General features: G+C 37.8%; 23 protein-coding genes, 2 tRNA genes and 5 pseudogenes. 16 read left to right on the forward strand and 14 right to left on the reverse strand.

What is annotated here, in order from left to right:
* Positions 1-134 (reverse strand): annotated as a pseudogene (locus tag A9J31_RS15610) (IS5/IS1182 family transposase); the annotation flags it as partial.
* Positions 135-191: 57 nt separating this feature from the next.
* Here A9J31_RS15610 and A9J31_RS09985 point away from each other — a divergent pair.
* Positions 192-1,124, forward strand: a pseudogene (locus tag A9J31_RS09985) (tyrosine-type recombinase/integrase); the annotation flags it as partial.
* 37 nt (positions 1,125-1,161) lie between these two features.
* Positions 1,162-1,650 (forward strand): annotated as a pseudogene (locus tag A9J31_RS09990) (integrase core domain-containing protein); the annotation flags it as partial.
* Positions 1,651-1,709: 59 nt separating this feature from the next.
* On the opposite strand, the gene A9J31_RS09995 reads toward A9J31_RS09990, so the two are convergent.
* Both A9J31_RS09995 and A9J31_RS10000 read right to left on the reverse strand, forming a co-directional pair.
* Positions 1,710-3,164: a benzaldehyde dehydrogenase gene (locus tag A9J31_RS09995; protein WP_067765056.1), complete on the reverse strand. Its 1,455-nt coding sequence runs from the start codon at positions 3,162-3,164 to the stop codon at positions 1,710-1,712.
* Between the two features lie 96 nt (positions 3,165-3,260).
* Entirely contained in the window at positions 3,261-4,337 is a 1,077-nt protein-coding gene (locus tag A9J31_RS10000; RefSeq protein ID WP_067765060.1) for a hypothetical protein, read from the reverse strand.
* A gap of 464 nt (positions 4,338-4,801) precedes the next feature.
* Here A9J31_RS10000 and A9J31_RS10005 point away from each other — a divergent pair, with 464 nt between their 5' ends.
* Positions 4,802-5,428 (forward strand): TetR/AcrR family transcriptional regulator, encoded by a 627-nt coding sequence (locus A9J31_RS10005; RefSeq protein WP_067765063.1) that lies wholly within the window; start codon positions 4,802-4,804, stop codon positions 5,426-5,428.
* A gap of 99 nt (positions 5,429-5,527) precedes the next feature.
* Here A9J31_RS10005 and A9J31_RS10010 read toward each other — a convergent pair whose 3' ends face one another.
* The 4 genes and pseudogenes from A9J31_RS10010 to A9J31_RS10025 all read right to left on the reverse strand — a co-directional run bounded on the left by A9J31_RS10010 (position 5,528) and on the right by A9J31_RS10025 (position 9,419).
* Entirely contained in the window at positions 5,528-6,493 is a 966-nt protein-coding gene (locus tag A9J31_RS10010) for a SphA family protein (protein ID WP_067765066.1), read from the reverse strand.
* Between the two features lie 301 nt (positions 6,494-6,794).
* Positions 6,795-7,727 (reverse strand): annotated as a pseudogene (locus A9J31_RS10015) (IS5 family transposase).
* A 218-nt stretch (positions 7,728-7,945) separates the two neighbouring features.
* Positions 7,946-9,178 carry a tyrosine-type recombinase/integrase gene (locus A9J31_RS10020; RefSeq protein WP_067765741.1) on the reverse strand — a complete coding sequence of 411 codons (1,233 nt, stop codon included), beginning with the start codon at positions 9,176-9,178 and terminating at the stop codon, positions 7,946-7,948.
* Between the two features lie 165 nt (positions 9,179-9,343).
* Positions 9,344-9,419, reverse strand: a tRNA-Arg gene (locus tag A9J31_RS10025).
* A 187-nt stretch (positions 9,420-9,606) separates the two neighbouring features.
* Here A9J31_RS10025 and A9J31_RS10030 point away from each other — a divergent pair.
* The 8 genes from A9J31_RS10030 to A9J31_RS10065 all read left to right on the forward strand — a co-directional run bounded on the left by A9J31_RS10030 (position 9,607) and on the right by A9J31_RS10065 (position 16,612).
* Positions 9,607-10,542: an ABC transporter ATP-binding protein gene (locus A9J31_RS10030; RefSeq protein ID WP_067765069.1), complete on the forward strand. Its 936-nt coding sequence runs from the start codon at positions 9,607-9,609 to the stop codon at positions 10,540-10,542.
* Entirely contained in the window at positions 10,539-11,312 is a 774-nt protein-coding gene (locus A9J31_RS10035) for an ABC transporter permease (RefSeq protein WP_067765072.1), read from the forward strand. Before A9J31_RS10030 ends, A9J31_RS10035 begins: the two co-directional genes overlap by 4 nt.
* On the forward strand, positions 11,312-12,127 hold the full coding sequence (gene queF / locus A9J31_RS10040) for an NADPH-dependent 7-cyano-7-deazaguanine reductase QueF (protein WP_067765075.1): 816 nt from the start codon (positions 11,312-11,314) through the stop codon (positions 12,125-12,127). The genes A9J31_RS10035 and queF overlap by 1 nt, the downstream gene beginning before the upstream one ends.
* A gap of 17 nt (positions 12,128-12,144) precedes the next feature.
* Positions 12,145-12,795 (forward strand): hypothetical protein, encoded by a 651-nt coding sequence (locus tag A9J31_RS10045; RefSeq protein WP_067765078.1) that lies wholly within the window; start codon positions 12,145-12,147, stop codon positions 12,793-12,795.
* A 124-nt stretch (positions 12,796-12,919) separates the two neighbouring features.
* Positions 12,920-14,062, forward strand: a complete 1,143-nt coding sequence (gene rodA, locus A9J31_RS10050; protein ID WP_067765081.1) for a rod shape-determining protein RodA — start codon at positions 12,920-12,922, stop codon at positions 14,060-14,062.
* A 22-nt stretch (positions 14,063-14,084) separates the two neighbouring features.
* Positions 14,085-15,086, forward strand: a complete 1,002-nt coding sequence (gene mltB / locus A9J31_RS10055) for a lytic murein transglycosylase B (RefSeq protein ID WP_067765084.1) — start codon at positions 14,085-14,087, stop codon at positions 15,084-15,086.
* A gap of 287 nt (positions 15,087-15,373) precedes the next feature.
* Positions 15,374-15,988 carry a septal ring lytic transglycosylase RlpA family protein gene (locus tag A9J31_RS10060; protein ID WP_067765087.1) on the forward strand — a complete coding sequence of 205 codons (615 nt, stop codon included), beginning with the start codon at positions 15,374-15,376 and terminating at the stop codon, positions 15,986-15,988.
* 168 nt (positions 15,989-16,156) lie between these two features.
* Complete coding sequence (locus A9J31_RS10065) at positions 16,157-16,612, forward strand: Mpo1 family 2-hydroxy fatty acid dioxygenase (RefSeq protein WP_067765090.1); 456 nt, start codon at positions 16,157-16,159, stop codon at positions 16,610-16,612.
* Positions 16,613-16,704: 92 nt separating this feature from the next.
* On the opposite strand, the gene A9J31_RS10070 is transcribed toward A9J31_RS10065, so the two are convergent.
* The 6 genes and pseudogenes from A9J31_RS10070 to rpsB form a co-directional block, all read right to left on the reverse strand.
* Positions 16,705-17,022, reverse strand: a complete 318-nt coding sequence (locus tag A9J31_RS10070; protein ID WP_067765093.1) for an AzlD domain-containing protein — start codon at positions 17,020-17,022, stop codon at positions 16,705-16,707.
* Positions 17,019-17,660, reverse strand: coding sequence for an AzlC family ABC transporter permease (locus A9J31_RS10075; RefSeq protein ID WP_245668225.1), 642 nt, complete (start codon positions 17,658-17,660; stop codon positions 17,019-17,021). Before A9J31_RS10075 ends, A9J31_RS10070 begins: the two co-directional genes overlap by 4 nt.
* A 237-nt stretch (positions 17,661-17,897) precedes the next feature.
* Positions 17,898-18,728 (reverse strand): annotated as a pseudogene (locus A9J31_RS10080) (AraC family transcriptional regulator).
* Positions 18,729-18,889: 161 nt separating this feature from the next.
* A complete protein-coding gene (locus tag A9J31_RS10085) occupies positions 18,890-19,396 on the reverse strand; it encodes a DUF3465 domain-containing protein (RefSeq protein ID WP_067765099.1) in 507 nt (168 codons plus the stop codon).
* 177 nt (positions 19,397-19,573) lie between these two features.
* The gene (gene tsf, locus A9J31_RS10090) at positions 19,574-20,449 is read right to left on the reverse strand and encodes a translation elongation factor Ts (protein WP_067765103.1); all 876 of its coding nucleotides are present in this window, start codon (positions 20,447-20,449) and stop codon (positions 19,574-19,576) included.
* A gap of 141 nt (positions 20,450-20,590) precedes the next feature.
* Complete coding sequence (gene rpsB, locus A9J31_RS10095) at positions 20,591-21,340, reverse strand: 30S ribosomal protein S2 (protein WP_067765106.1); 750 nt, start codon at positions 21,338-21,340, stop codon at positions 20,591-20,593.
* A gap of 207 nt (positions 21,341-21,547) precedes the next feature.
* Here rpsB and map point away from each other — a divergent pair, with 207 nt between their 5' ends.
* From map to A9J31_RS10110, 3 genes are all read left to right on the forward strand, one after another.
* Positions 21,548-22,375 (forward strand): type I methionyl aminopeptidase, encoded by an 828-nt coding sequence (gene map, locus A9J31_RS10100; RefSeq protein WP_067765108.1) that lies wholly within the window; start codon positions 21,548-21,550, stop codon positions 22,373-22,375.
* A 272-nt stretch (positions 22,376-22,647) separates the two neighbouring features.
* Positions 22,648-23,874: a pyridoxal phosphate-dependent aminotransferase gene (locus A9J31_RS10105; protein WP_067765111.1), complete on the forward strand. Its 1,227-nt coding sequence runs from the start codon at positions 22,648-22,650 to the stop codon at positions 23,872-23,874.
* A 326-nt stretch (positions 23,875-24,200) separates the two neighbouring features.
* Entirely contained in the window at positions 24,201-24,635 is a 435-nt protein-coding gene (locus A9J31_RS10110; RefSeq protein ID WP_067765114.1) for a PaaI family thioesterase, read from the forward strand.
* 60 nt (positions 24,636-24,695) lie between these two features.
* Here A9J31_RS10110 and A9J31_RS10115 read toward each other — a convergent pair whose 3' ends face one another.
* Positions 24,696-25,154 carry a hypothetical protein gene (locus A9J31_RS10115; RefSeq protein ID WP_067765117.1) on the reverse strand — a complete coding sequence of 153 codons (459 nt, stop codon included), beginning with the start codon at positions 25,152-25,154 and terminating at the stop codon, positions 24,696-24,698.
* A gap of 251 nt (positions 25,155-25,405) precedes the next feature.
* On the opposite strand from A9J31_RS10115, the gene A9J31_RS10120 reads away from it, so the two are divergent.
* Both A9J31_RS10120 and A9J31_RS10125 read left to right on the forward strand, forming a co-directional pair.
* Positions 25,406-25,481: transfer RNA gene (locus A9J31_RS10120), tRNA-Asn, on the forward strand.
* A 107-nt stretch (positions 25,482-25,588) separates the two neighbouring features.
* A complete protein-coding gene (locus tag A9J31_RS10125; protein ID WP_067765120.1) occupies positions 25,589-26,662 on the forward strand; it encodes a hypothetical protein in 1,074 nt (357 codons plus the stop codon).
* Positions 26,663-26,692 lie beyond the last annotated feature (30 nt).

Here is a 26,692-nt window from a genome sequence, read left to right on the forward strand (position 1 = left end):
TGTTTGCCTTTTGATGGCGCATACCATTGCGTAGCAGGATCAAACCAAATGGCAATATTTCCGCGACTCATAAGTGCTCGGTTATATGCGGGCCAATTGGTTGTGCGGTAGATTTTGTGTGCAGGCTTCTTCATTTGAAAATTATATCGCTGAAAAAGCCTTTACAGATAGGTTTGTGCAACAAAGCCCCTGAGTGTGCAAAAGTCGTTATTACCAATAAAACCCGTGAACTGAAAAATGAAAAGCATATTGGACAATGGACATCTACATTAGAAATCTGTATCTACCCAACTCTAGGTGATATCAGTATTGGTACAATTACTAAAGTCGATATTGCCGAAGTTCTTAGACCTATCTGGACTGAGAAGAACGAAACAGCTAAACGTATTCGTGGTCGTATAGAAACCATTTTTGATTATGCTAAGGCCATGGGATATTTTGTTGGTGATAATCCTGCTGAATGGAAAGGCAATCTTGAACCAATCTTGGGTAACTTAAAGCAGGAATCACGCCCTCACCCATCATTACCTTATGAACAGGTAGCTGAGTTTATTCAGCACCTGAGACAGAAAAAAGGAATTTCACCTAAAGCTCTGGAATTTGCAATTTTAACTGCCTGTCGGTCTGGTGAGGTTTTTGGAGCTAAATGGCAGGAAATCGATTTTAAGAATAAGGTCTGGATTATTCCTAAAGAGCGGATGAAAGCAGAAAAGGAACATCGTGTGCCTTTATCTCAAGAAGCAATCGCTTTATTAGAATCAATTCAACCATATACTCAGCTACAAGACTTCATTTTCCCTGCTCCGCGCAATGGACAAATGCTTTCTGATATGTCTTTGACTACACTAATCAAACGGATGCATGAACAGAAGCTAAAAGAAGATCGCTTAGGCTATATTGATCCAAAACAAAATCGCGTGGTTACAACACATGGTTTTAGATCAACTTTCCGTGATTGGTCGGCCGATAAAACGATTTACCCTCGTGAAGTTTGTGAGCATGTTCTTGCACACAAGCTACCTGATGAAGTTGAAGCTGCATACTTACGTGGTGCGTATTTAGAGAAACGTAAAAGTTTAATGACTGATTGGGCCGATTATTGCTATCAAAGTGTCGTCCAATGATGGATTGGACAAGTAAAATTATATTTGTAATTTAAATCAAAAACTTATTATTGATACTTATAGCAAAGTGGTTCACTGCAAGCTGTACACAACCAAGATGCCAATCACAGCCGCAGATTTATTGAATGACCGCGTGTTACCATTCTATGAGTCACAAGAATTGCCAATGCTTCGCATTTTGACCGACAGAGGCACCGAATATTGCGGTAAAGTTGAACATCACGATTATGAGCTTTATTTGGCTCTGAATGATATTGATCACACTAAAACGAAAGCAGCCTCACCACAAACAAATGGGATCTGCGAGCGCTTCCATAAGACGATCTTGCAGGAGTTTTATCAGATTACTTTTAGAAAGAAACTCTATAGCTCATTAGAAGAGTTACAGCTTGATCTAGACGGTTAGCTGAAATTCTATAATACTGAACGAACCCATCAGGGTAAGGTGTGCAATGGCAGAACACCATTTGCTACATTACTTGATGGAAAATGTATTTGGGCTGAAAAGAATTTAGCTCAAATTTAACCTGACAGTCTTAAGCAAATATCGGTAACTGTCAGATCAGGTTTGAGCTAGTACAGCATTTAAAATTGATAGTTTGGAGCTTCTGCTTGTATAGTCATCCACTGCCATTGAGTAAATTCATCTGCATTCGCTGGACCGCCAATGCGTGTACTATTTCCAGATGAACCATACCCGCCAAATGGATTTAAAGTTTCATCACTCACAGTTTGATCATTTATATGCAATAGACCAACTTTTAGCTGTTGCCCTAATTTCATACCGCGACCAACATTAGAGGTAATAATACCTGCCGATAGCCCATAATCCCCCATATTTGCTAAATCTATAGCTTCTTGGTCTGTTGAAAATGGAATTAATACAGCTACTGGACCAAAAATTTCTTCACTAAAAATAGGATTATCTTGTTTGACTGCAGATAATACGCTTGGCTCAAAAAAGGCGCCTTTAGAGTTTCCACCAATTTCTAGTATTGCTCCATGCTCTATTGCATCATTAACTAATTGTTTAACTCGCAGGCTTTGCTTTTCATTTATTAATGGCCCAATTGTTACATTTTCTTGGGTTGGGTTACCTACAACAAATTCCTTAACTTTCTCAACAACCTTATTTTTCAATTCTGTATAGATATTCTGATGAATCAGTATCTTTCCTGATGTCATACAAATTTGTCCCGAATGAAGAAATGCACCCCAAACAATATTTTTAGCAGCTAATTCAATATTAGCATCTTCCAAAATTATAAGTGAGTTTTTACCACCTAACTCAAGTGATACTTTTTTTAAAGTTTTACCTGCATTTGCACCAATAGTACGGCCTACTGCTGTTGAACCAGTAAATTGAATACTATTTATATTAGGATCAATGGTTATAGCCTCTCCAGTTTCAGCATTGCCAGGTAAAACATGCAGTAACCCCTTAGGCAAACCAGCAAGTTCAAAAATTCTTGCAATAGCATAACCACTGCATACTGCAGTGCGCTCATCCGGTTTAAGGATGACAGCATTACCAAAAGCCAAGGCTGGTGCAACAGCACGTATAGCTAAATATAATGGAAAATTAAATGGAGAAATTACGCCTACCACACCTAATGGAAGACGTTTGGCAATACTAACCTTTCCATTCGAAGTTGGGAGAACGGTTCCTTGATCCATGCTTGGCAAAGCAACGCAATTTTTTAAAACCTGTAAGGCAATATTAACTTCAAAATTAGCTTTCAAACCAATAGAACCGCTTTCTTTGACAATCCACTCTACTAATTCAGCCTGATGTTCAACTACAATTTCTACAGCTCGTTCAAATACAGTTTGCCGTTCTTGATAGCTTAGAGCCCACCAATCCTTTTGCGCTTTTTGGGCTTGCTTCCCTGCTTCAATAACATTGTATTTATCTGCATATCCAATTTTACCAAGCGTTTCACCCGTTGCAACTTCTTCAACGCTATAATGATTTTCTGTATCAAACCAAGTACCATTAAATAATTTTCCATTCCAAATCGATTGAGTGATTAATGACATAATAATTTCCTAACATCCTGTTAAATAAAAGTAATACTCTGTCTCACCATCAGATAACAATGAAACATTAATTATCAATTAAAAGTTTCAAATAGTTTAATTGGCACTTTCCAATCCGACCTTACCAGCGACAGTTGATTCAATTTTCTCTATTTGGTCATCAGGTTTAAATTCATTTTCACCTTCATATTTTGGTAAAGCTGAATGAAATGGGCAGCCTGTAAATTTTGGATCATCTTTGTATAGAGCCGAAAACTGTGCAGGAAATTTTTTATCCAAATCACGAATTTTCTGTTTAAAAGTATTTCGTTGCTCGTCACTCATCTCTTCGCGCATTTCAATAAAACTACGCGGAGGATCATCCTCAAATGTATCTTTATGCCAAAGGATAAAGGCAAGCATTTTAGGAAGGATTTCTTGCGCCATTGGTAAAGGAGGATCAATTTGCATTGTTTTCAAAGTCGACGGTAAAGCAAGGCTACGAATTAATTGATGACCTAACCAATGTAATTCTTCAGGGAAATGACGTTGAACAAATTGTTCATAAATTGCTGATGCAATTAAATTCCCTTGTTCAGGCTGAGGTCTTGGCGTATTTTCGAGGTCTTCACAAAAGCGAATGCAACCTTCAAAATCTTCTGGGTATCCCTCTACTGGTATATTATTTTCCGCTCGAAATAACTTGCACATTTCCCCCCAAAATTTATGAGAAGCTATTTTTTCATTTTCCGAGACTCCAGGTAATCCTAGGCGAAGTCGAAAGCGATGACCTAATATCGCTGAGAAAGCACAAACATAAATATAGTCTTCTTGATATGAAAAGTTTCCAGGATATTTCTTAGCCCAAAATGCATGCAAGTTATTAATTCCTTCCACAGATTTTTTTGTGCGTTCATCATGAGGGCCATACCACCACCATAAAGCATTTGTGCTTTGAGTTTGTTCTACCCGAGAGTTAGCCCGTTCTACAACTTTCCCACCTTTATCTCGCCAGACAACTTCTGCCCCCCATTCCGTAACAACAAAATTAGGAAATGTTAAGGCATACATCAAATTAGACATAAATTCACTGGAATCATAACAAGTCGCAAGTTGCCAGATTCTCACATAATCTTTTTCTGGATCTAGTGTCTCAATTTCAGCCCTAATCCATTTTTTTGGCGAACTATTCATAGAAGTATTTCCTATATTTATTGATATCTAGAAAATATTAAAAACACAATTTAGGAAAACTCATTTTTTGTGTTTTAATATTTAATTTCTTAGTTACTATTTATTATGCATAGTAGAAATTGACTCAATAATTTACATGCCTAAATTTCGTAAGATTTTGATATCATAAAAATCATATTTAGAATGAAAAAATCATTTTTTCATTCTTCCATTTAATTACTTTGGCAAATGAGCAACATCTATAAAATGCTACCCATATTAAATATTACGGGAGAATTGCTTAACATTTTTGAGATACCAACATATATGATGCAATCACACGCGCCACCTTTAACTAAACGAAACCGTTTAGTTAAAGGTGATTTTTATACACCTATTAATTAATGTCAAGCTTAATTTGGACATAAATGTAGTCTATTTTTTGAATTAATTTACCAAATCAAAATTAATTGGATCATTACGATATGCGAAAAAAAACTAAGGATAAAGAACTCTTGTTTGTGAAAACTGCAAAAGATTTATTTATAAAACAAGGAATTGGAAGCACATCCATGGAAGCAATAGCAACGGAGGCTGGTGCTTCGAAAGCAACTTTATATAGCTATTTCCCAAGCAAAGAGTCTTTATTTGAAGCAGTTGTTAATGAAGCTGCCATTGGTGCGCGTGAATCTTTTGCATTTGCAAATAAAACAGAAAATCTTGTTGAAGCATTACATCGCTTAGGAATGGCATATTTAGAATTAATGACACGTCCAGATATCATTGCAGTAAATCGATTAATTATTAGTGAATCAGGTCGGCAGCCTGAATTAACTCGAATTTTTTATGAAAATGGGCCACGCAACATACATCTTTCAATATGTAAAACATTGCAAATATTCATTAATAAAAAAATAATAGATATAGCAGATGTACAGCAGGCAGGCATATACTTCAAAGCAATGTGTGATGCTGAACTTGTTGAACGTCAACTTTGGGGGTTAGATGATGCACCTACATCAAATAAGTGTAAAAATTCTGTAGAAAATGCTGTTAAATTTTTTTTAGCAGCATTTTCCTTGAGCCATATCATTAAAGTTAATAATAATTAAGCTGAATTTCACTTTAAAAATTAATAAATCATAGCTTTGCATCACAATCATTCAATATAAATTAAATTTGCCTGATAAAATCATCAGGCAAATTTAACATTAAAACAAATATAACCATCTAAATATAACATTTTCAGAATTTTCAAATCTATTCTCAACTTTAGATTCTTTATGGGATGTTACATAAAATTTATTATTACCATAATCAAGCATAAAAGCTGGCCCAATTGCAAAAACATTTTCTTTTGAATTATCTATAGTTTCGTTATTAATTTTATCCTTTGTTAATTGATGAAGATAATATCCATTTATACCTAAGGTAAGATGCTCCCCCATCTTATATCCTAGATTATAATTAGTAGTTAAAAATTGACCTGATTGCGTATTTCTAATATTATCATCAAGTGGTATGCTACTTGATGGTGAAGTATTTTTAAAATTATAGTAATAATATGGCCTTAAGCTAAGGGAAATATTTTCGTTAAAATTAAATGTCATTGCAGCATATAAAAATATAGATGAAAAATTTGCGCCTGGGTTTATATCTTTATTTTTGTCATATTCACCAACAGGAATTGTAATACCAACACCTAGACGATCAGAAAATATTGGATTGTTTTTAAAATAAATTGGATCATGTTGAATATCTATCCCAATCGTTGGGTCTCCCATACCAAAAGGCTTATCTTTAAGTTGAACAGGACCATTCATATCTGCATCTAAATGTATAAATGGAACAATTAAATCTAAACCTGGATGACCTCCAAGTATTGTCTTTTGAGTATCAAACATATAAACATATTGATTGTTTATTACTGTTGTTTTTAAAGAAGATTTTCCTGGTAAAGCATTATTCCCGTGACTATCTTTCAAGTTGCCTGCATTTGAATAGCCAATATAGGTTTGCCAAATAGAATCATTAGGTTTACCTCCAAACCCATCATAAAAACTGGTTGCTCCTAAATTAATGCCATTAGGTAACGTTACACTCGGGATTGCAGCATAAGACATACTTGTGCAAGTTATAATGTTTAATAGATACAAAACTTTAAAAGATGACTTCATAGAAAAATCCTTATTTCTATACTGAGATTGTTTAATAACAGTGATACTAATCACTTTAAAAAATAAAACTATTTATGTGTGGTATAAACCATCCAAAATAATGAAATATCCATTTAAAAATTATTAGTATTAAGTTAATTCATTTATCACACTTAACTAAACGACACCGTTTAGTTAAGTGTGATTTTTATACAATCCCAACAGAGTGTCAAGAAAAAATTAAAACAATAAATTTTTCTTATAAAGAATGGCTTTTTTGCACAAAGATACGGAGGCTATACCTCTCCCAATCCAGACAAATTTAAGTGAAAACTTGAGTATGCGGTCGGCCTGATTCTGTAAATTTATTTAATACGGCTACGCGAGCGTGAATCTCATTGACTTGGCTTTGAAAGTTTCTCGAACTGAGTTTATCCCCTAATAATTTTATGCAATGTATCTTGGTTTCGACCAAACTTCGGCGATGATAACCAGACCACTTTTTCCAAACGGCTCTACCTAGACGTTTGAATGTTTTTAATAATTCATTTCTTTCTAAAGATCCTGTTTTTTGATCTTTCTAAGGTTTTGCATTTTTTCTTGGCGGAATGACAGCATGTGCTTGCCGATCTGCAATGACCTGACGGCATTGCTTAGTGTCATAAGCGCCATCAGTATAAACGGAGTCAATCCGCTCATCTTGTGGAATTTGATCAAGTAAATCACCAAGAACCTATGAGTCACTGACATTATTTATTGTGAGCTGAACTGCACGTATTTGCAGTGTTTCACCATCTATACCTATGTGGAGTTTACGCCATTGTCGTCGATATTCAGGCTGATGCTTCTTATGTTTCCATTCACCTTCACCTAAAAACTTCAAGCCAGTAGAGTCAACGAGTAGATATAGTCCATCACAACTTTTTTGATAGCTAATCGCAATATCAATATGCTTTTGTCTTCTGCATATGGTCGAATAATCTGGTGCCGTCCAATTTAAATCAGAGAGTTTAATCAGACTTTGAACAAAGCCTGTGACCATTCGTAAAGAAAGATGAAAAAGTGATTTGATCATTAAACAGCATTGAATCGCTGTATCTGAATAGGTTTGATTTCGCCCGTGTTTACCGAAGGACGGAGCATACCATTGGGTGGCTGAATCAAACCAAATTGATATGTTTCCTCGACTGATCAAGGCTTTATTGTAAGTGGACCAATTGCTTGTACGATAGGTTCTAAGTGTGGGCTTATTCATTTGAGCATTATATTGCTGAATAAGCCGTCATGAATAGGTTTGTGCAACAAAGCCGATCCAACAACACATGGCATAAATTTTGGTGCTTAAGCCACCTTGACTGCGACTGATCGTCTGATTTTTTCCGGCACTGTGTTGATGAGCACACACAATGATTGAGTCCAGCATAGTGTATTGATTGTCAAAGACATTTGGCAGTACTTCAAGAACCCTAATTATTAACAGACTCTGATCTTCAATTTATCCAAATAATCCGACCAAACTTGCATCATCACTATGCGCTCTTCTAAATATTTTGTTCGGTTATAGGCTCTACCATGCATATCACGAACCTGATGTGCAAGCTGCTGTTCAATCCTCTCAATTGGAAATTTCAGTACTTCATCTAACAGCGTTCGCGCCGTCGCTCGAAAGCCATGACCAGTAGTTTCACCATTCTCAAATCCATATTGCTTAAGACGCTTATTAATAGTTGAATCACTGATTACTTGGTTAGAATTCCTCATCGATACGAAACAGTATTCACTATTTCCAGTGATTCGATATAACTCCTTAAGTAAGCCATAAACTTGATTAGATAAAGGAACAATATGCTGAAGTGCTGTTTGGTTCTTGGTTTTAGGAGGAGTGTACGACCATAATCTTTTTTCAAAATCTATATCTGCCCACTTGGCTGATCTAAGCTCTCCAGGTCTAACAAAGACATGAGGTAAAATTTTAACTGCATAATCTACTGTGATTTCTCCACGCCCAAAATTCTCATCAATATTTGTTAGAAGCTGACCAAGCTTTTCTGAATCTGTTATTGCCGCTCTATGTGTTTTCGTGCCAGTTTTTAAGATACCGCTAATTTGATCAGCTATATTGAATTGACATAACCCTAGAGCAATTGCATAGCGATAGACCTGTGAAGCTTTGCTACGCATACGTCGAGCAGAGTCAGTTTTACCTTGTTTTTCATAGAGTCTACAAGCATCTAAAATTTGGGCTGCAGTAATTTCACTGATTGGATAATCTCCAATCGATAAATAAAGTTTCTCCCAAACAAATGCATTTCGTTTTTGCGTGCTTGGTTCGAGCTCTTCAGTTTTTCTGAACTCTTCTGCAATAAATTTAAAGGTATTGTCTGCAACAAATAAGGCTCGTTCCTTTTCTTTAATTTTTATTTCACCAGGATCAATATTCTGAGCAATTAATTTTCTAAGCTCTGCTCGCTTCACTCTGGCATCTGCAAGAGTGACTTCAGGATAGACTCCCAAGGCTAGCGTTGATCTTTTTTTAGAAATTGGTCTTACATAATCCAATCTCCAATATGTACCACCTTTTTTATCCAATAAAAGATAAAGACCATCTCCATCAGAAAGTTTAATATTTTTTTCCAATACCTTTTTTTGTTGCGATATTGCTGATTTTATCTTCGTATCAGTAAGCGGTAGAACAGTTTTAGCCATTTTTAACGGTATATTTTTAGAGTGAATTAACATGTACCGCAAAAAGTACCGTTAAAAATTACGGTAGATCTAGGATACCATTGGATATCATAGAACAATACTAAAGCCAAAACTCTTTATTATCAATATTTTTAGGATGAATTGGGACTTTACAGGAAAGGAAAATGGTGCGCTCAGCGGGACTCGAACCCACGCCACAGGCTTCGGAGACCTGTACTCTATCCAGTTGAGCTATGAGCGCTTCATTGGAGTGGGCACATCATAACAAAAAAAACTACAAGGTAAAGCAACTATATATAAGTCAGTCATTTTTCTGCCTAAGCTTTGTACAGCATCCTGTTTATGCAATGCAGAATTCCATACGATTTACTTGGTTTATTCAGCCCGATATCGCACAATACTCAGACTATTCACAGCGTGAGATATTTATGACTGATGCACTGACGTTAACGCAGTTGTCAAAAACCTATAAAAATGGGTTTCAGGCACTCAAAGGTATTGATTTAACTGTACCTGAAGGTGAGTTTTATGCACTTTTAGGCCCAAATGGCGCAGGTAAATCGACCACGATTAGTATTATCAGTTCTCTTACGCGTAAAACTTCAGGTACTGTCGAAATTTTTGGGCACAATTTGGATACTCATCCATCACATGCCAAACAATGTTTAGGTGTCGTACCACAAGAATTTAACTTCGGTCAGTTTGAAAAGACCTTTGATATTTTGGTTACTCAAGCTGGTTATTACGGCATTCCCAAAAAATTAGCAGAAAAGCGTGCTGAAGAATATTTAGAAAAGCTAGGGTTGTGGGACAAACGCAGTACACAAGCACGCATGCTATCTGGTGGGATGAAACGCCGTTTGATGATTGCGCGCGCCATGATGCATGAGCCGAAACTTCTAATTTTGGACGAGCCAACAGCGGGTGTTGATATTGAACTGCGTCGTTCTATGTGGGACTTCCTCACTGAAATGAATGACAAAGGTACATCTATTATTTTAACGACACATTATTTAGAAGAAGCAGAAATGCTGTGTCGTCGAATTGCGATTATTGACCGTGGTGTCATTAAAGAAGATACCACCATGAAAGGGTTCTTAAGCCAATTAAATGAAGAAACCTTTATCTTCGATTTGGCCGAGCCTATTCAACCGCTCAATATTGACATTATTGGTGTACGTTTTAACTTGGTTGACCCTGTGACCTTAGAAGTGACCATGGATAAAGCCCACACCATGAATGATTTGTTCCAACTCATGGAATCTCAAGGTATTCAAGTACGCAGTATGCGTAATAAATCGAACCGTCTTGAAGAATTATTTGTTCGTATGGTGGAAAAAAATCTTGAAGGTGCAGCACAATGAATTTTAATCAACTTTGTATTGCCCTCTATACACTGGTTTATAAAGAAATCCGTCGCTTTATGCGAATCTGGCCACAAACGCTATTACCGCCTGCCATCACCATGAGTTTGTACTTTGTGATTTTTGGTAATTTAGTCGGTTCACGTATTGGTCAAATGGGTGGTTTCACCTATATGCAATTTATTGTTCCCGGTCTGATTATGATGGCGGTCATTACTAACAGTTATGCCAACGTATCATCTAGTTTCTTTAGTGCAAAATTCCAAAAAAGCATTGAAGAACTGATTATGAGTCCCGTACCACTACACATGGTACTTTGGGGTTATGTGATTGGTGGCGTTTGTCGTGGTGTATTGGTCGGCATTATTGTGACTGCCATGAGTCTATTTTTTACTGAATTACATATCACCAATATTTTCGTGACTATATATACAGTTCTTATTACTTCTTTATTATTTTCGCTGGGCGGCTTTATTAATGCTGTCTATGCAAAATCTTTTGACGATATTTCGATTATCCCGACTTTCGTCCTGACACCGCTAACCTATTTAGGCGGTGTTTTCTATGCCATCTCGTCATTGAGTCCATTTTGGCAAAATCTCTCTTTAATCAACCCTGTCGTGTATATGGTGAATGCATTCCGCTACGGTATTTTAGGCCATAGCGATGTCAATGTAGGCATTTCACTGGCAGTTATTACTGCATGCTGCGCTGTACTCTATGGCGTGGCATATCATTTACTTTCTCGTGGTTCAGGAATGCGTGAATAATGAGTGTAGAACAATCCCTTTTAGGTAAAGACACCAATTACCCAACAGCATATCAGCCCGATATTCTGTTCCCTATCGCACGTGCTACGGCACGTGAACAATATGCCCATGTGGAAGGCATTTGCCAAGGTAAAGACTGGTGGCATGTTTTTGAAATTTCATGGCTAAATGCTTCTGGTGTACCACAAGTAGCAATTGGTCGTTTAACACTACCAGCCAGTTCAGACAATTTAATCGAATCCAAATCACTAAAGCTCTACTTTAATAGTATGAACTTTACTCAATTTGAATCACGTGATGCTTTCAAAGCAACAGTTGAAAAAGATTTATCTGTTGCTGCCAATGCACCCGTGACTATTGATCTTTTTCATGTCGATGATGTGGAAATTTCTAAGCCTGAAGGTATCTGTATTGATGACTTAGAGCCAACAAAACTGGAAAATCATCCAAACGCCAACTTATTGGCATTAGATGAAAATAACAATGAAGAAGTTGAAGTTCAGTTTTATTCACATTTATTAAGAAGTAACTGTCCAGTCACGGGTCAACCTGATTGGGGTACGGTATTTATAAGGTATAAAGGAAGCAAGCCTTGTTATCGTAGTATTTTGGCTTATATTATTTCTTACCGTCAGCATAATGGTTTCCATGAACAATGTGTGGAACAAATGTTTGCCGATATTTGGCAAAATCTTAAACCAAGTAAGCTGATGGTTTATGCAACCTATACACGCCGTGGTGGATTGGACATCAACCCTTGTCGTGTATCGGATTTAACATGGATGCCTCGCCCAATTCGATTGGCGCGACAATAAAAAAATTGAGGTTAGCGATGCCATTTTTTGGTTTTATTCCTTCAGATGAACTTTTAAGCAGTATTCAGACTGGTCACGAGAAAAAAAATTCAAGTGAACCCCTTTATCCTTTGCGTGATAAAACTGCATTGCTGATCAATGATGAAATCATTGGTGCAACGATTTTAGCACCTGTACATCTTTTCCCTGCAAGCGACAAACGCGATACAGCGGAAAAACTTGCAGGCTATGTGAAATCTACAGTTGCTGTTTTACTTAAACAACTCCTAGGTAAGTCACCTAACGATGTGGTAAAACAATCCATCGATTTTTCTGAGAAAAGTTTGTTTAAAGATAGTTCAGGCACACATCGCGTTGGCCTTACTCTCGATGCAGGGCTAATCACTAACCTCAAAAATAGCTATGCTGAAATCAAAGCAGGCACTGATGTAAATAAAGCTGCCTTCGCAGAACTTTATAAACAGTTTGCCGAAGCAGCAGTCCGCCATTTTATGAATGACTTTAATAAGACCTTAGATCTTGGCATGATTAAACGTAAAGCAGCAGATATTGGTTCTTCAGCTGTGATTAAAGCCATCCATATTGCTATTGATAAAATTTTCCCTAATCTGACCAAAGAAGAACTCGGGGCTTTAGCGCAAGCACACGACTCGATGTTTAATCACTAAATCTTTCTCAGTATTCAAAACCTAGCCTCGGCTAGGTTTTTTATTGCAAAATATTGATATGACTTATTTTAGTGCAAGACTGTGCTAGCATGCGCCTATAAAAAATCCCCACATACTTATTATTATGACATTAGATTCACAATATAAGTTTTTGCGTCAAGCACCACGAGATGGCTTAAGTACCGCGATGCAACCTTCTATATGGAATCGTTTGCATATCGATCCGTGGTTAACCACATTTATCATTTTAAATGCGGCACTCGGTTTAGTGACTTTATATAGTGCGTCTGGTCAAAATATCAGCATGGTCATTCGACAGAGTATAAGTTTCGCCATTGGCTTGGTTGTCATGTTTAGTTTGGCTCAGATTCCACCTAAGGTTTATCAGACTTTCAGCCCTTTTTTCTATGTATTCGGTTTACTTTGTCTAATTGCAGTCATGTTGGTTGGTGAAGTGCGTATGGGTGCGCAGCGTTGGCTAAGCATACCCGGTGTTGCAAGTGTTCAACCCAGTGAATTTATGAAAATTGGCATGCCCATGATGATGGCATGGTATCTATCCAAGTATGCTCTCCCACCAAAGTTTAAACAGATCTTTATTGCGCTGATATTAGTGGGTGTACCTTTCTTATTAATTGCAGAACAACCCGACTTAGGTACATCTGCCTTAGTCCTTGCAAGCGGTATATTTGTATTGTTTCTTAGTGGCTTACCATGGTGGATGATTGGAAGTGCACTCGGTGCCGTTGCTGTACTCATTCCTCTCACTTGGGAGTTTTTACTACAGGATTATCAGAAAAAACGTGTCATGACTTTATTTGACCCTGAAGCAGATGCCTTAGGTGCGGGTTGGAACATTATTCAATCTAAAACGGCCATTGGCTCAGGTGGTATGTCGGGAAAAGGCTTTTTACAAGGCAGCCAATCACATCTGCATTTTTTACCCGAAGGTCATACAGATTTCATCATTGCGGCCTATTCTGAAGAATTTGGTTTTATTGGTATCTGTATTTTAGTTGTTCTGTATTTCGCTATCATCTTTCGTACTCTGCAAATTGGCTTAAATAGTTTCCATAACTATCGTCGATTGCTTGCCGGCGGCCTAGGTTTGTCTTTTTTTGTATATGTATTTGTGAATGCTGGCATGGTCAGTGGTATCTTACCCGTAACAGGTATTCCTCTACCTTTTATGAGCTATGGCGGCACAGCCATCATTACTTTAATGGCTGCTTTTGGCCTGGTGATGGCCATTCATACTCATCGCTAATGAAATTGGAATTTTTTTATTTATGTTAAATCGAAATTTTTATAAAAAACTTACACATATTGGCATTGTTGTCGGTTCTCTTTCTCTGACTAGTTTCTGTCAAGCCAACGACTTTCAGTCTCATCCAGCCTATGCAGCCTTTAAACAAAATACCATGCAAACCTATGGTTTAAGTGAGAGTCAAGTTGACTGGGCCATGCAAGGTAGTAAAAACTTGCCCAACATTATTAACATTATGAATCGCCCTGGTGAATCAAAGCCTTGGTATCAATACAAAACCAACTTTTTAGCAGAGAGTACGATTCAACGTGGTGTGCGTTTTAAAAACCAATATGCAGATACATTAAATCGTGCAGAACAACAGTTTGGCGTACCACAATCTGTAATTCTCGGTATTTTAGGTGTTGAAACAGGATATGGCAGCAATAAAGGTAACTTTATTACCCGTGATGCACTTGCAACTTTAGGTTTCGGCTATGAACGCCGTGCGCAATATTTCCAAGATGAACTCGCAGCACTGATCGCTTGGTCATATAAAGATGGTGTTCCAACCAATTCTGTTGTGGGTTCTTATGCAGGTGCAGTTGGATATCCTCAATTTATGCCAAGCAACATTCCAAAATTTGGTGTGGATTACGACGGCAACGGTCATGTTGACCTTCGAAATTCAGCTGTAGATGCCATTGGCTCAATTGCAAACTACCTTGCAAATTATGGTTGGCAGCGTAATCAACCTATTGCCTTTGCCGCACGCTACTCAGGTAACAATCCAGATTCAATTATTGCCAAAGATTTAAATCAACCAACGCCGTACGGTGTTTTAAAGGCACAAGGCGTAACCCCTATGAATCCATTGGTAAAAATTGATGACCTCGATTTAGTCAATGTCATTCAATTGCAAGATAGTTATGGGCCAATTTATTACATTACCTACCCTAACTTTCAGGTCATTACTACCTACAATAAAAGCCGTATGTATGCGACAGCGCTGTGGCTTTTAGGCACTGAAATTACCAGTCGATAAGACTGGTGATTTACCAATAGATATAAAAGTCAATCTTTTTTTTAATTAAAATGGCTAAATTTCGCGCTTATTACATACAATGTTACAATATTGATCATTTTATGATCAATAAGTGTTATTTTTTTAGACAATTTCAAAGTATTTTAATTAAACACTAGACAGCCCTGTTAGCGCATGAATATTATCCATCTCGTTAAATGTAGTTGCAAAAGTGAAATATCAGACGTGTTTGTACGGATATCAGCGACTTAGTTGGATCAGACAAATATGCCATTGGGAGATAAACAATGCAGTCATCGATTATTAAATATGCCTTAGCGGTTGCCACGACAGTAGCCCTAAGTCAGTCACAAGCAGAGATGGTTCAATCATCGTCATTCAATCATGACAATGATAATTCTCGTCTAGCTGCACGTGTATTAAACAAAGAAGCTCAAAGCTTTAATTCAAATTTTACTAATTTAAGTAGCCTTTCAATCACTGAGCGTTCTGGCGATAAAATTCGTCGTGAAACAATCGCTGCTAAAATCGAAATCCCTGAAGATGAGCCTTCAGTGATTGAAAAGTTAAATACTGTTGCGTCTAACACTGTGCGTAAATTCAGCCAAACAGGTACAGCGTCATGGTACGGTCGTCAATTCCATGGCCGTAAAACTGCTAGTGGTGAAACATTCGATATGAATGCATTAACCGCTGCTCACCGTAGCTTGCCACTCAACTGCTTTATTCGTGTAACCAACCGCAATAACGGTAAAAGTGTCGTTGTGAAAGTCAATGACCGTGGCCCATTCCATGGCAACCGAGTTCTAGATTTATCTTATGGTGCTGCAAAGCAATTAGGTATTACTAGTGCAGGTACAGCAAATGTCAGCATCGAGCGTGTAGACGGACCAAACTCATAATCCCAAATGAGTGACTGCATTTAACAAAACCACGCTTAGCGTGGTTTTTTATTTCCAGCACTTCATCCCCCTCACATTTTGAATATCCATTTTCGGTTTCCTCTATTTTTGACGCATTCTGAGTTCTGGTTTATATTTTAAACAATATTTCCATGATCAAGGATCGTCATGAAAACAATCAGTGAATGGTTTGATGAATATAGTGAAAGCCATCAGAACCAAACTAATAAATTAATCCATTGGGTTTGCGTTCCAACCATCTATTTTTCAATCGTAGGCATCTTGGCACATTTTAGTGTTTTACTTACAACGCTTCTTTTAGTACTTGCCTTTATTTTTTACGCGCGCTTAGACATCGTGCTTGCCGTCGCTATGGCTGTATTAACATCGGTTTTAGTGTGGCTAATTTGGGTCTTACCTGTAGGCTACGGATTTTATATTGGCTTATTCATTTTGGCCTGGATTGGGCAGTTTTACGGGCATAAAGTAGAAGGCAAGAAGCCATCTTTCTTCAAAGATCTTCAATTCCTCCTCATTGGCCCAATTTGGTGTATGGATGCTTACCTAAACAAAGTGCTACCAAACTGGAAAACTCGCCAAAAAACGCAAATGACGAGCATTTAGAGCACACTTAAATTTTAATTTGAAGAAAAGAGCTTTTTAATAGCTTGCTAGGTGCTTTTCCCTTATTTTTTATATGGCTTTTTCAATACTATTTAGAATAAAACCACGTAAATATAAAAATAGAAAAGCACCAAACTTAAACTAATACTTAAAAGTAATTTTCGAGTTATACACGTGATAAGAATGGTCAATAGTGCGCCATAAAAATAGCTATTGGCCCATACCCCTTTCCACTCACCCTGTTCAAAAAAAATCACAGGACTAACAATTGAAATCATTAAGCAAGGTGCAGCATATTTCAACATATACAAGGCAAAGTTTGGCATGCGAATCGTGGTTTTAGGTTCAAGAAATACATAGCGATTAAAAAAAGTGACAGCGGTCAACACAAACAATAAGTACCAACTCATGACTTGCTCCGCATAATATCCAACATTGCTGTAATTGCCATGCCAATCATACCCGCTGCTAAGATTGCGGCATCAAAATTAAGCCAACTAAAAAATACTGCGAGTAATGCAGAAATTGTCATTCCTATGATTGCTAAATGATCTCTCATCACCAAAATAGCCATAACAATAAAAATAACCACAATGGAGAATTCCAAATGCAACACGGATAAGTCCGGAACGATTCTGGCTAAGTAAATCCCAACAGCACTAAAAGCCACCCAACTTATATAAAAGCTAAAACCCGCACCAATCAAATAACGGTAAGAATAATCTGGTTCACGCAGCACTGCTGTTGCATACAATTCATCCGTCAGGAAAAAACCCAACAGTACTCGCTTAAAGAATGGCAGCTTTAGAGCGTGATGCCTAAGTTGCAACGCATAAATAAAATGCTGACTGGTTAAGAAAAATATTGTCAGCACAATACTTAAGATAGATGCACCTGCTGACAGCATACTCAAACTCACCAATTGGGCTGCACCCGCAAACACCAAAACTGACATGCCAAGTGCCTGCATAACACTTAAACCCGTATTGATTGCGACCGATCCTGCCAATATCCCCCAAGGAATAACGGCAAATGATAAGGGCAACATATCCAGCGCCCCTTTCCAAAAGCCCAAAGGGGCTCTATTTGGTGTGAGCTGATTTGTGTCGTATTTCATTTTAAATATTGCATCTCTATACGTGTGCAAATACTTTAAAATGAGCTTTAGTATTAAGACTTGAACAAAATTGCTGAGTTAAAGCTTTTAAGTATTTTTTCTAAGACGAGTATTTCTTGTAATTGTTTTTAAACCTAACATTTTATAAAAAATCTAAGATAAACCTTCTTAATGATTCAGCATGTATTGTGCAGGGGTACCACCAAGGGCTTTTTTAAAATGTCGATTAAAATGACTTTGATCTGAAAAGCCACATAATTGTGCTGTAAGCGCGATATCTTGACCAGTTTTTAATAATTTTAAAGATTTATGTAAGCGGCATTGCACCAACCATGCATGCGGTGGCAAGCCCGTATATTTTTTGAATTGTCGCAATAAATGCCAAGGACTCAATCCTACAATAGCTGCAAGATCAAATAATTGGTGATCTTTTTCTGGCTCATTTGCTAAGATATCTTGAATAAGCTGTATCTTTCTTTGTGCTTCTGGCAGATTTTGTAATGTTGGTTTTGTCTTTGCATGACGACTGAGTAAATAAGCCAAGGTCGATAAAAATAAGCTTTCTTTAAATAATGTATTTTGTGGTTGAATCAATAAGTCAAATAACAAATTTAATTGGATTGCCAGACCTTCATCATGCACAACTGCTTGCGGGAACCACGGAGCACTCCACGTCCTTTTAAAAAAATCCGTACTGATCTCAGCCATCATTTCAGGGGTTGGGTAAATTGCACGGTAGCACCAGCCTGAATCAACTGCAGATGAACCAGTATGTACCTCATCTGCATTCACCAAAATAATGTCACCTTTGGGTGCAATATGCTAATTACCAGTTCGCAAGAACGATTGCGCCCCTTCATCAATTAAACCGATACAATAACCTTCATGGGTATGTTTGGAAAATTCGGTTTCCTGATAAGATGCTTTCAGGAGCTCAAGCCCGCCTAATTCTTGAATATGCCAATAATCGACAAATTCATGTGCTTCTTTCTCTTGCATAACCGATTCCAGATCATCAACATTTTACTTTAACGTCTAAATTCGAGCTGCATAGAACAAAATTGCTCTCTTGTTAGTTTTTATTTTATAACCACTTTCAAAAAATGACGATTAAACACTGCAACCAATATCAGAACTATTGTGAAAATGATTAGTCGTTATTATTGATATGTTTTCCCGTTATGCTTTAACCAACCATCTGCATGGCGACCGTTAGGATCATGATGCGTCCAATGCATCACACCACCTTTATCAGAATATTCATACTCACCATAAAATTGTACTGTATCGCCTTTGTTTAAAGAGTCAATGCGTGGTGCTAAATCAATATTATGTGCGACCAATAAGGTCTGCCTATTTGATAATTCCAAAAGAAATTTCTGATGTCGACTACCCTCATTATCATCACGCAGTACCGCAATGACTTTGCCTGAACCCTCAACCTGAACATTGCTCAGTTTCTTGCTATATGCTTGCGCTATTAGTTCAGTGCCGTGAGTAACTTTTTCTTCAATCTGCTGCGTTGTTACGTCAGTTGAAGCTTTTGGCGTGTCATGTACTGTCGCCTGCACATTCTCAGTTTTTTGTTGTTGCAGATCAATGCCATAATAAGCAGCAACTAATGCAACAATAACGCCGCCAATGGTTAGATTTGTTTTATTCGCCATAACATCAATTAATTCAATATTTGTCGCTAAGTATATCTTTGAAAATTAATCAATCACCAGTTTATCTACAATTCTTTATAGTTTTACTTTGGCAATTAAACTGGTTAGATGAGTTTCCGAAAAAATTGAAATAAAAAAAAGTCCTCAAATGAGGACTTTTTTTGCAAATAATCGGAATTATTTTGCAGCAGCTTGAGCAGCAGCAACTTCTTCAGCGAAAGAAAGTTCAGCTTTTTTCTCAATACCTTCACCCACTTCGAAACGAACGAATTGAGCTACAGTTGTACCAGTTGATTTAAGAACGTCTGCAACTTTCTTATCGTTATCGATAACGTACATTTGGTTCTCAAGAACAACTTCGTTCAAGTATTTCTGAACAGAACCAGTCACCATTTTTTCAACGATGTTAGCAGGTTTGCCAGATTCTAAAGCTTTAGCTTCAGCAATTTCTTTTTCTTTAGCGATAAGGTCAGCAGAAACACCCGCTTCGTTTACAGCTACTGGGTTGAACGCAGCAATGTGCATTGCCAAGCCTTTACCAGTTGCAGCATCACCTGCGTAAGAAACAACAACACCGATTTTAAGACCGTGTTTGTAAACAGCAAGGTTGTCGCCTTCAACGATTTTAGCGCGACGTACTTGGATGTTTTCACCGATTTTTTGAACAAGAGCAATACGAGTTTCTTCAACTGTAGCGCCATCTTCAAGTTTTAATTCAGCGATTTGAGCAGCATCAGTTACGCCAGCAGCAAGAGCAGCAGCAGCAACTTTAGCAGAGAAACCAGCAAAGTTTTCGTCTTTAGCAACGAAGTCAGTTTGGCAGTTTACTTCTAAAAGGATTGCTTTGTTACCTTCTTGAGCGATAGTGATCGCGCCATCAGCAGCAATGTTACCCGCTTTTTTAGCAGCTTTAGCTTGACCAGATTTACGAAGGTTATCAATCGCTAATTCGATGTCACCGCCCGCTTCTGTCAATGCTTTTTTACATTCCATCATTGCAAGACCAGTACGATCACGCAATTCTTTAACCATGCTTGCTGTAACTGCAGTCATGTTAATCTCCTAAATAGGGTAGAAAATGAATTCTTTTTAGAACAGAAACGGCCCAGAGCTATCTCTTGGGCCGTCTGCATACATGACGCTTACTTTGCCACCATCACATGTCGCAAAAATGACAAGCTTGCGTCAAACGCATTAAGCCTCAGGAGCTTCTTTAGCTTCTTCAACTTTAGCTTGTGCATTTGCTTGTGATTGAGCATATTCTTTACCAGCAAGAATCGCATCAGCCATAGCAGAAGCATACAAAGTAACTGCACGGATCGCATCGTCGTTACCAGGGATAACGTAGTCTACGTTGTCTGGGTTAGAGTTTGTATCAACGATACCGATTACAGGAATACCAAGGTTTTTAGCTTCTTTAATTGCAATTGCTTCGTGATCAACGTCGATTACGAATAATGCGTCAGGTAAACCACCCATGTTTTTAACGCCGCCAAGACCGCGTTCAAGTTTTTCCATCTCACGAGTACGTTCTAAAGCTTCACGTTTAGTAAGCTTAGCAAAAGTGCCATCTTGAGATTGAGTTTGAAGGTCTTTTAGACGGTTGATTGACTGACGAAGAGTTTTCCAGTTAGTCAACATACCACCTAACCAACGGTGATCAACATATGGTTGGCCAGCGCGTTGAGCTTGTTCACGGATGATTGCAGAAGCTGCACGTTTAGTACCAACGAACAAAACTTTGTTCTTTTTGCTAGCCAAGTTGTTAGCAAAGTTCAAAGCATCATTTAACGCAGGAACAGTGTGCTCAAGGTTGATGATGTGAATTTTGTTGCGCGCACCGAAGATGTACTCGCGCATTTTTGGATTCCAAAAACGTGTTTGGTGACCGAAGTGAGCGCCTGCTTGAAGAAGGTCGCGCATGCTTACGTTGTAATCTGCCATTTTCTTTACCTTAAAGTTTGGGTTAGGCCTCCATATACCCGCATTCTCCACCTAAAAAGGCACCCAGAGAAATGTGTCGATATATGTGCGGATTTTATTGCCCCATCGCACAAAGCCCGCGAAATTTATTCACGAAAAAGCATTTGATAAAATGGGCGGCTATTTATACCATAGTCACATACAAATTTCCAAAAGTTTTTAGAGATCATGAACAGTACTTACGAAGCTCCACGCCGTTTAATTAAAACTCCAGACGAAATAGAAAAAATGCGTGTGGCAGGTCGGTTGGCAGCTGAAGTTTTGGATATGATCAAACCGCATATTGTTCCAGGTGTGACTACCCTTGAACTTGATACGATTTGTCATGACTATATCGTTAATAAACAAGAAGCTATTCCAGCTTGCTTAGGCTATGGTGCAGCACCTGGTCGTCCTGCATTCCAACATGTAATCTGTACATCAGTGAACCATGTGGTGTGTCATGGTATTCCATCTGACGCTAAAAAATTAAAAAAAGGCGACATCCTCAATATTGATGTAACCGTAATTAAAGATGGCTACCACGGTGACACGAACATGATGTACATCGTAGGCGGTGAAACATCTATTTTAGCCAACCGTTTATGTAAAGTTGCGCAGGAAGCAATGTACCGCGGTATGGCTGTAGTGAAACCTGGTGCAACCATGGGTGATATTGGTAATGCCATTCAACAATATGTTGAATCTGAGCGTTTTGGTGTTGTCCGTGAATACTGTGGTCATGGTATTGGCACAGTCTTCCATGATGAACCTCAAGTGCTTCATTACGGTCAACCAAATACTGGCATGATCTTAGAAGAAGGTATGACATTCACGATTGAACCAATGGTCAATGGTGGTGACTGGAAAACTAAACTTCTTGGCGATAAATGGACTGTGGTCACTAAAGATCATAGCTTGTCAGCACAGTATGAACACACACTACTTGTAACAAAAAATGGTGTAGAAGTGCTTACTGCTCGCCCTGATGAAGACCTATCTCGCTTCGTTCAATAATCAAAGCATTATTTTTAAATAGATAAAATGAAGGCCATCTACTTTGATGGCCTTTTTTGTTATATCCGAACGATTACTTTCTTTTTAAATAAATATTGCAATAATTTGAATAAAATAAATCACCTGCGTATCTAAATTAAACTTTGTAAATCTTTTTAATGAATCCGCTAATTTTTTGCATATTGGTGCTTTTTTCGCTCCCCATTACGGTGCAATTAAGCTAAGATAGTGTGCTTTTTTATTTTTTAATCCCTATAAGAAGGAATACTGCCGTGGACGTACGTCTGTCTGATCGTGTAAATAGCATCAAACCGTCCCCTACACTTGCTGTTACTAACAAAGCTGCTGAACTTAAAGCTGCTGGTAAAAACGTAATTGGTTTAGGCGCAGGTGAACCGGATTTCGATACCCCACAACACATCAAAGATGCTGCAATTGCTGCTATCAACAATGGCTTCACCAAATATACAGCTGTTGACGGTACTCCAGGTCTTAAAAAAGCAATTATTGCTAAATTAAAACGTGACAATAATCTTGAATACGCTGCGAACCAAATCTTGGTTTCTTGTGGTGGTAAACAATCTTTCTTTAACTTGGCACTTGCTTTGTTAAACAAAGGTGATGAAGTAATTATTCCTGCACCTTACTGGGTAAGCTACCCTGACATGGTGATTATCGCTGAAGGCGTGCCTGTAATTGTAAAATGTGGTGAAGAACAACGTTTCAAAATCACTCCTGCTCAATTAGAAGCTGCAATTACTGACAAAACTCGTTTAGTAGTATTAAACAGCCCTTCAAATCCAACAGGTATGATCTACACTAAAGCTGAATTAGAAGCTTTAGCTGACGTACTTCGTAAATACCCTGAAGTTCTTGTTGCTTCTGATGATATGTACGAACCAATCCGTTGGGACGACGAATTCTACAACATCGCAACTGTTGCACCAGACCTTTACGACCGTGTGATCGTTCTTAACGGTGTATCTAAAGCTTATGCAATGACTGGCTGGCGTATTGGCTATGCAGCGGGTCCTGCAAAACTGATCGGTGCGATGAAAAAAATCCAATCTCAATCAACTTCAAACCCAACTTCTATTTCACAAGTTGCTGCAGAAGCTGCATTAAATGGCCCTCAAGACGTTCTTGAGCCAATGATTGAAGCATTCAAACGTCGTCACGACTTAGTTGTAAAAGGTTTGAACGACATCAACGGTATTACTTGCCTTCCAGCTGATGGTGCATTCTATGCATATGCAAACATTCGCCCATTGATTCGTGCGAAAGGTTTAAAATCTTGCACAGAATTCTCTGCATGGTTATTGGAAGAAACTGGTGTTGCAGTTGTTCCTGGTGATGCGTTCGGTCTTGGTGGCTACATGCGTATTTCATATGCAACTGCTGACGAAGTGCTTGTTGATGCGCTTGCTCGTATCAAAAAAGCTGCTGATTCAATCGAAGGCGTTGACGCTGCGATTGCTTCCATTGCTGCTGAAAAATAATCTGCTTTTAAAAAGCTAGATTTAAAAAACCCGCGAATATCGCGGGTTTTTTATACTCATCAAAAGAATAAATTAATACGCTTCACTTCAACACGCTTTTGATCAATTTTTTTCGCGGTTCAAACTAAATAACAAAGCTCATCCAGCCCATTTGACTTCCTTCAAATCGACTTAAATATTAAAAGCCAAACGATAAAACCTAAAACTAACCTTCATATTCAAATCTTTGGTTTGCATTCTTTTTACGTTTTCAGCTATGTTAATTAAATAAGTTCCATTTTAGAACCCAAAACAACCACAAAACTAACCTATCCAGAGATATACCAATGAACATCAAAGAAATGACTGGACTCGAAATTTTAAAGGCAATGATGCAAGGCCAAATTCCACCTGCAAGCATTAGTGAAATTATTCCAATGCAACCCAAAAAGATTGAACAAGGTAATGTAGAGTTTGTTGTAAAAGCCGATCAGCGCCATTTAAATCCACTTGGTGGTGTGCATGGTGGCTTTGCAGCAACAGTCTTAGATACAGTTACAGGGTGTGTCGTACACTCAGCATTAGAAGCTGGTATAGGCTATGGCACCATTGATCTCAATATAAAAATGTGTAGACCTATCCCTAAAAATCAAGATTTAACCGCAATAGGCCATTTAATTAATATCAGCAAAAATTTAGCAATTTCAGAAGGCAGAATTATGGATAGCAATGGAAAGATATATGCTCATGCAACAGCGACATGCATGATTATCCGTGCTTAAAGTTTCATTTGCTCGCATATTTATGCGAGCAATATTTAAATATAAACACCTATATGCGCATTAAATTGCTGAATGTAAAGCACGTAACAGTTGAGTTTTAGTTAAATCAATTCGATTACTACCCTTTTGGAAGCAGTAATATTTCAATGCGCTATCAAGCTCAACCGTAAGCACTTTTTGCTCTGAAATCGACCACACTTTAGATCGATTAGACCCAGAAAGCGCACTACCCGCAAGTTGAAACAAATACAAGTCATGATCACGTTGTAGAGGAATACGTCGACCATCGTCTTTGTGCTCAAAGCGTAAATGACATGGTGAATTCACTAACCATTTTTCACTAAACCACAATTGCAGTAGATCGCCCAAAACCAACTCACGTAAGCCTAATGGCCAGACGTTCACATACGAACCTTCCACGGGTGTTTGATATTGATTGTGATCAGCAATAATTGAAAGATAGTTTTCTTGATAGAAAGAAAAGTTTGAGAAAATTTGAGAAATAGTAAGCGTATTCATTCGCTTTCTCCTGTTTAGCCATTTTAGTGCTGGCAAGTTGGGTTTAAATCCACACTGTTTAAGCTTAGGCTTAAACGCTCTGTTGTTAGATTCAGACTAACAACTGATTTTTTTCTTTGCAAGCATCAAAAGCCATTTTTCTTAAAATTTAGTTTTTTTGTTCAAATAAGAAACACTCAATCACCAATTCTGTCTTTATGAATATTTTTAACTTGACCCCCCTGTAAATCTGCTTATAATCGCATTCAGATTCTCCAATAGCTCAGTCGGTAGAGCGACGGACTGTTAATCCGCAGGTCCCTGGTTCGAGCCCAGGTTGGAGAGCCAAATTCTAAAGCCCATTTTTAAATGGGCTTTTTTAATGCCTTAAATTTAGTGATAGATTTATTTGCAGACTAATTTATACTCTGCAAATCATAGTCATTAGAATAAAAATGTTCATACACGTTGATGCCGAATCAAATAAGCGAGCGCTTAAACAATATCTCACTGCATTCATTTTTCTGATTATTCTATTTTGCCCTTTCGCAATATATTTGGTGAGTTGCACACCTAAAAGTGAAATTGAACAACACCTTGCTACACCGCCAAGCTTATACGAGAGCGAGACCAACTCACTGATTAATAGCAATCAGCAATGGCAAATTCCAGCTGTACAAATTAGTGATGATAATTTTAGTTTCGATGAGTCTAATCCTGCATTAGAACAGATGACTGCTGGTGCGTTTTGGTCTAGCCCAGCTATTTCCCTGCAAAACCAAACTGATCAACTTTATGTTTACATCGACTTCGCTGGTCAACAACAAACACGAAAAGACCTTGAAATTGCTGTCTTACCCATTTGTATTTTAGACAACAACGAAAGCCCTTGTATGAAAGCCGGACTGCATGCAGAAGGTCAAATTTTCCATATTTCTACCAAAGAAAAAACTGAGTATCACACCTTAAATACCAATAAGTCTTGGATTTTCTACGGCCATCACTTTCAAGAAAATTATATTATTCCGCCGAATGCCACACTCAAATTCATTGTAAAAGGCAATATTCCTGAGCACTTAAGCATACAGTGGTTAAGATTAACATTCAGCACAAACCCTATTGTTGAGCAACAACAAAGTTTTATGCTTAATGAACAAGGCAGTGTGAAGTTCAAATATCTACTTGCACTTTTACCGCTATTTATCTTTGCTCTCATACATGTTTATCAAGGTTTTGAAAGCCTTCGAAATTTAACAATAGGCGGCCTCGCAGCGTTGCTCTTCGCCATAAACACAATCATTTGGGATATCCAATATATGGTGATTGGCTGCTTAATTCTATGCTTTGCCAGTGTCTGTTATTGTTTTGAAAATCGCTACTATCGCTTACTTTATCTCAGTGGCTATTTAATTATTGCAGGCTATGCTCAGCAATATTATGATGGTTTTAATAAAGCCTTTTTTACCCAAACTGGCTTAATTCTAATTATCGGCCTATCCATGTATTTTTTAGAAAGCAATGAAGCATAATTCTCTATGCAAAAAAGCCCTTCAACATGA

The organism is Acinetobacter gandensis, from assembly GCF_001678755.1.
Taxonomy (GTDB): domain Bacteria; phylum Pseudomonadota; class Gammaproteobacteria; order Pseudomonadales; family Moraxellaceae; genus Acinetobacter; species Acinetobacter gandensis.

Coding starts and splice junctions, on each gene's coding strand:
- rodA (WP_067765081.1), top strand. CDS start 12,920: ATGACATTAGATTCACAATATAAGTTTTTGCGTCAAGCACCACGAGAT.
- mltB (WP_067765084.1), top strand. CDS start 14,085: ATGTTAAATCGAAATTTTTATAAAAAACTTACACATATTGGCATTGTT.
- A9J31_RS10060 (WP_067765087.1), top strand. CDS start 15,374: ATGCAGTCATCGATTATTAAATATGCCTTAGCGGTTGCCACGACAGTA.
- tsf (WP_067765103.1), bottom strand. CDS start 20,449: ATGACTGCAGTTACAGCAAGCATGGTTAAAGAATTGCGTGATCGTACT.
- A9J31_RS10010 (WP_067765066.1), bottom strand. CDS start 6,493: ATGAAGTCATCTTTTAAAGTTTTGTATCTATTAAACATTATAACTTGC.
- A9J31_RS10110 (WP_067765114.1), top strand. CDS start 24,201: ATGAACATCAAAGAAATGACTGGACTCGAAATTTTAAAGGCAATGATG.
- rpsB (WP_067765106.1), bottom strand. CDS start 21,340: ATGGCAGATTACAACGTAAGCATGCGCGACCTTCTTCAAGCAGGCGCT.
- queF (WP_067765075.1), top strand. CDS start 11,312: ATGAGTGTAGAACAATCCCTTTTAGGTAAAGACACCAATTACCCAACA.
- A9J31_RS09995 (WP_067765056.1), bottom strand. CDS start 3,164: ATGTCATTAATCACTCAATCGATTTGGAATGGAAAATTATTTAATGGT.
- map (WP_067765108.1), top strand. CDS start 21,548: ATGAACAGTACTTACGAAGCTCCACGCCGTTTAATTAAAACTCCAGAC.
- A9J31_RS10085 (WP_067765099.1), bottom strand. CDS start 19,396: ATGGCGAATAAAACAAATCTAACCATTGGCGGCGTTATTGTTGCATTA.
- A9J31_RS10020 (WP_067765741.1), bottom strand. CDS start 9,178: ATGGCTAAAACTGTTCTACCGCTTACTGATACGAAGATAAAATCAGCA.
- A9J31_RS10005 (WP_067765063.1), top strand. CDS start 4,802: ATGCGAAAAAAAACTAAGGATAAAGAACTCTTGTTTGTGAAAACTGCA.
- A9J31_RS10065 (WP_067765090.1), top strand. CDS start 16,157: ATGAAAACAATCAGTGAATGGTTTGATGAATATAGTGAAAGCCATCAG.
- A9J31_RS10125 (WP_067765120.1), top strand. CDS start 25,589: ATGTTCATACACGTTGATGCCGAATCAAATAAGCGAGCGCTTAAACAA.
- A9J31_RS10045 (WP_067765078.1), top strand. CDS start 12,145: ATGCCATTTTTTGGTTTTATTCCTTCAGATGAACTTTTAAGCAGTATT.
- A9J31_RS10115 (WP_067765117.1), bottom strand. CDS start 25,154: ATGAATACGCTTACTATTTCTCAAATTTTCTCAAACTTTTCTTTCTAT.
- A9J31_RS10070 (WP_067765093.1), bottom strand. CDS start 17,022: ATGAGTTGGTACTTATTGTTTGTGTTGACCGCTGTCACTTTTTTTAAT.
- A9J31_RS10000 (WP_067765060.1), bottom strand. CDS start 4,337: ATGAATAGTTCGCCAAAAAAATGGATTAGGGCTGAAATTGAGACACTA.
- A9J31_RS10030 (WP_067765069.1), top strand. CDS start 9,607: ATGACTGATGCACTGACGTTAACGCAGTTGTCAAAAACCTATAAAAAT.
- A9J31_RS10035 (WP_067765072.1), top strand. CDS start 10,539: ATGAATTTTAATCAACTTTGTATTGCCCTCTATACACTGGTTTATAAA.
- A9J31_RS10075 (WP_245668225.1), bottom strand. CDS start 17,660: ATGTTGCCCTTATCATTTGCCGTTATTCCTTGGGGGATATTGGCAGGA.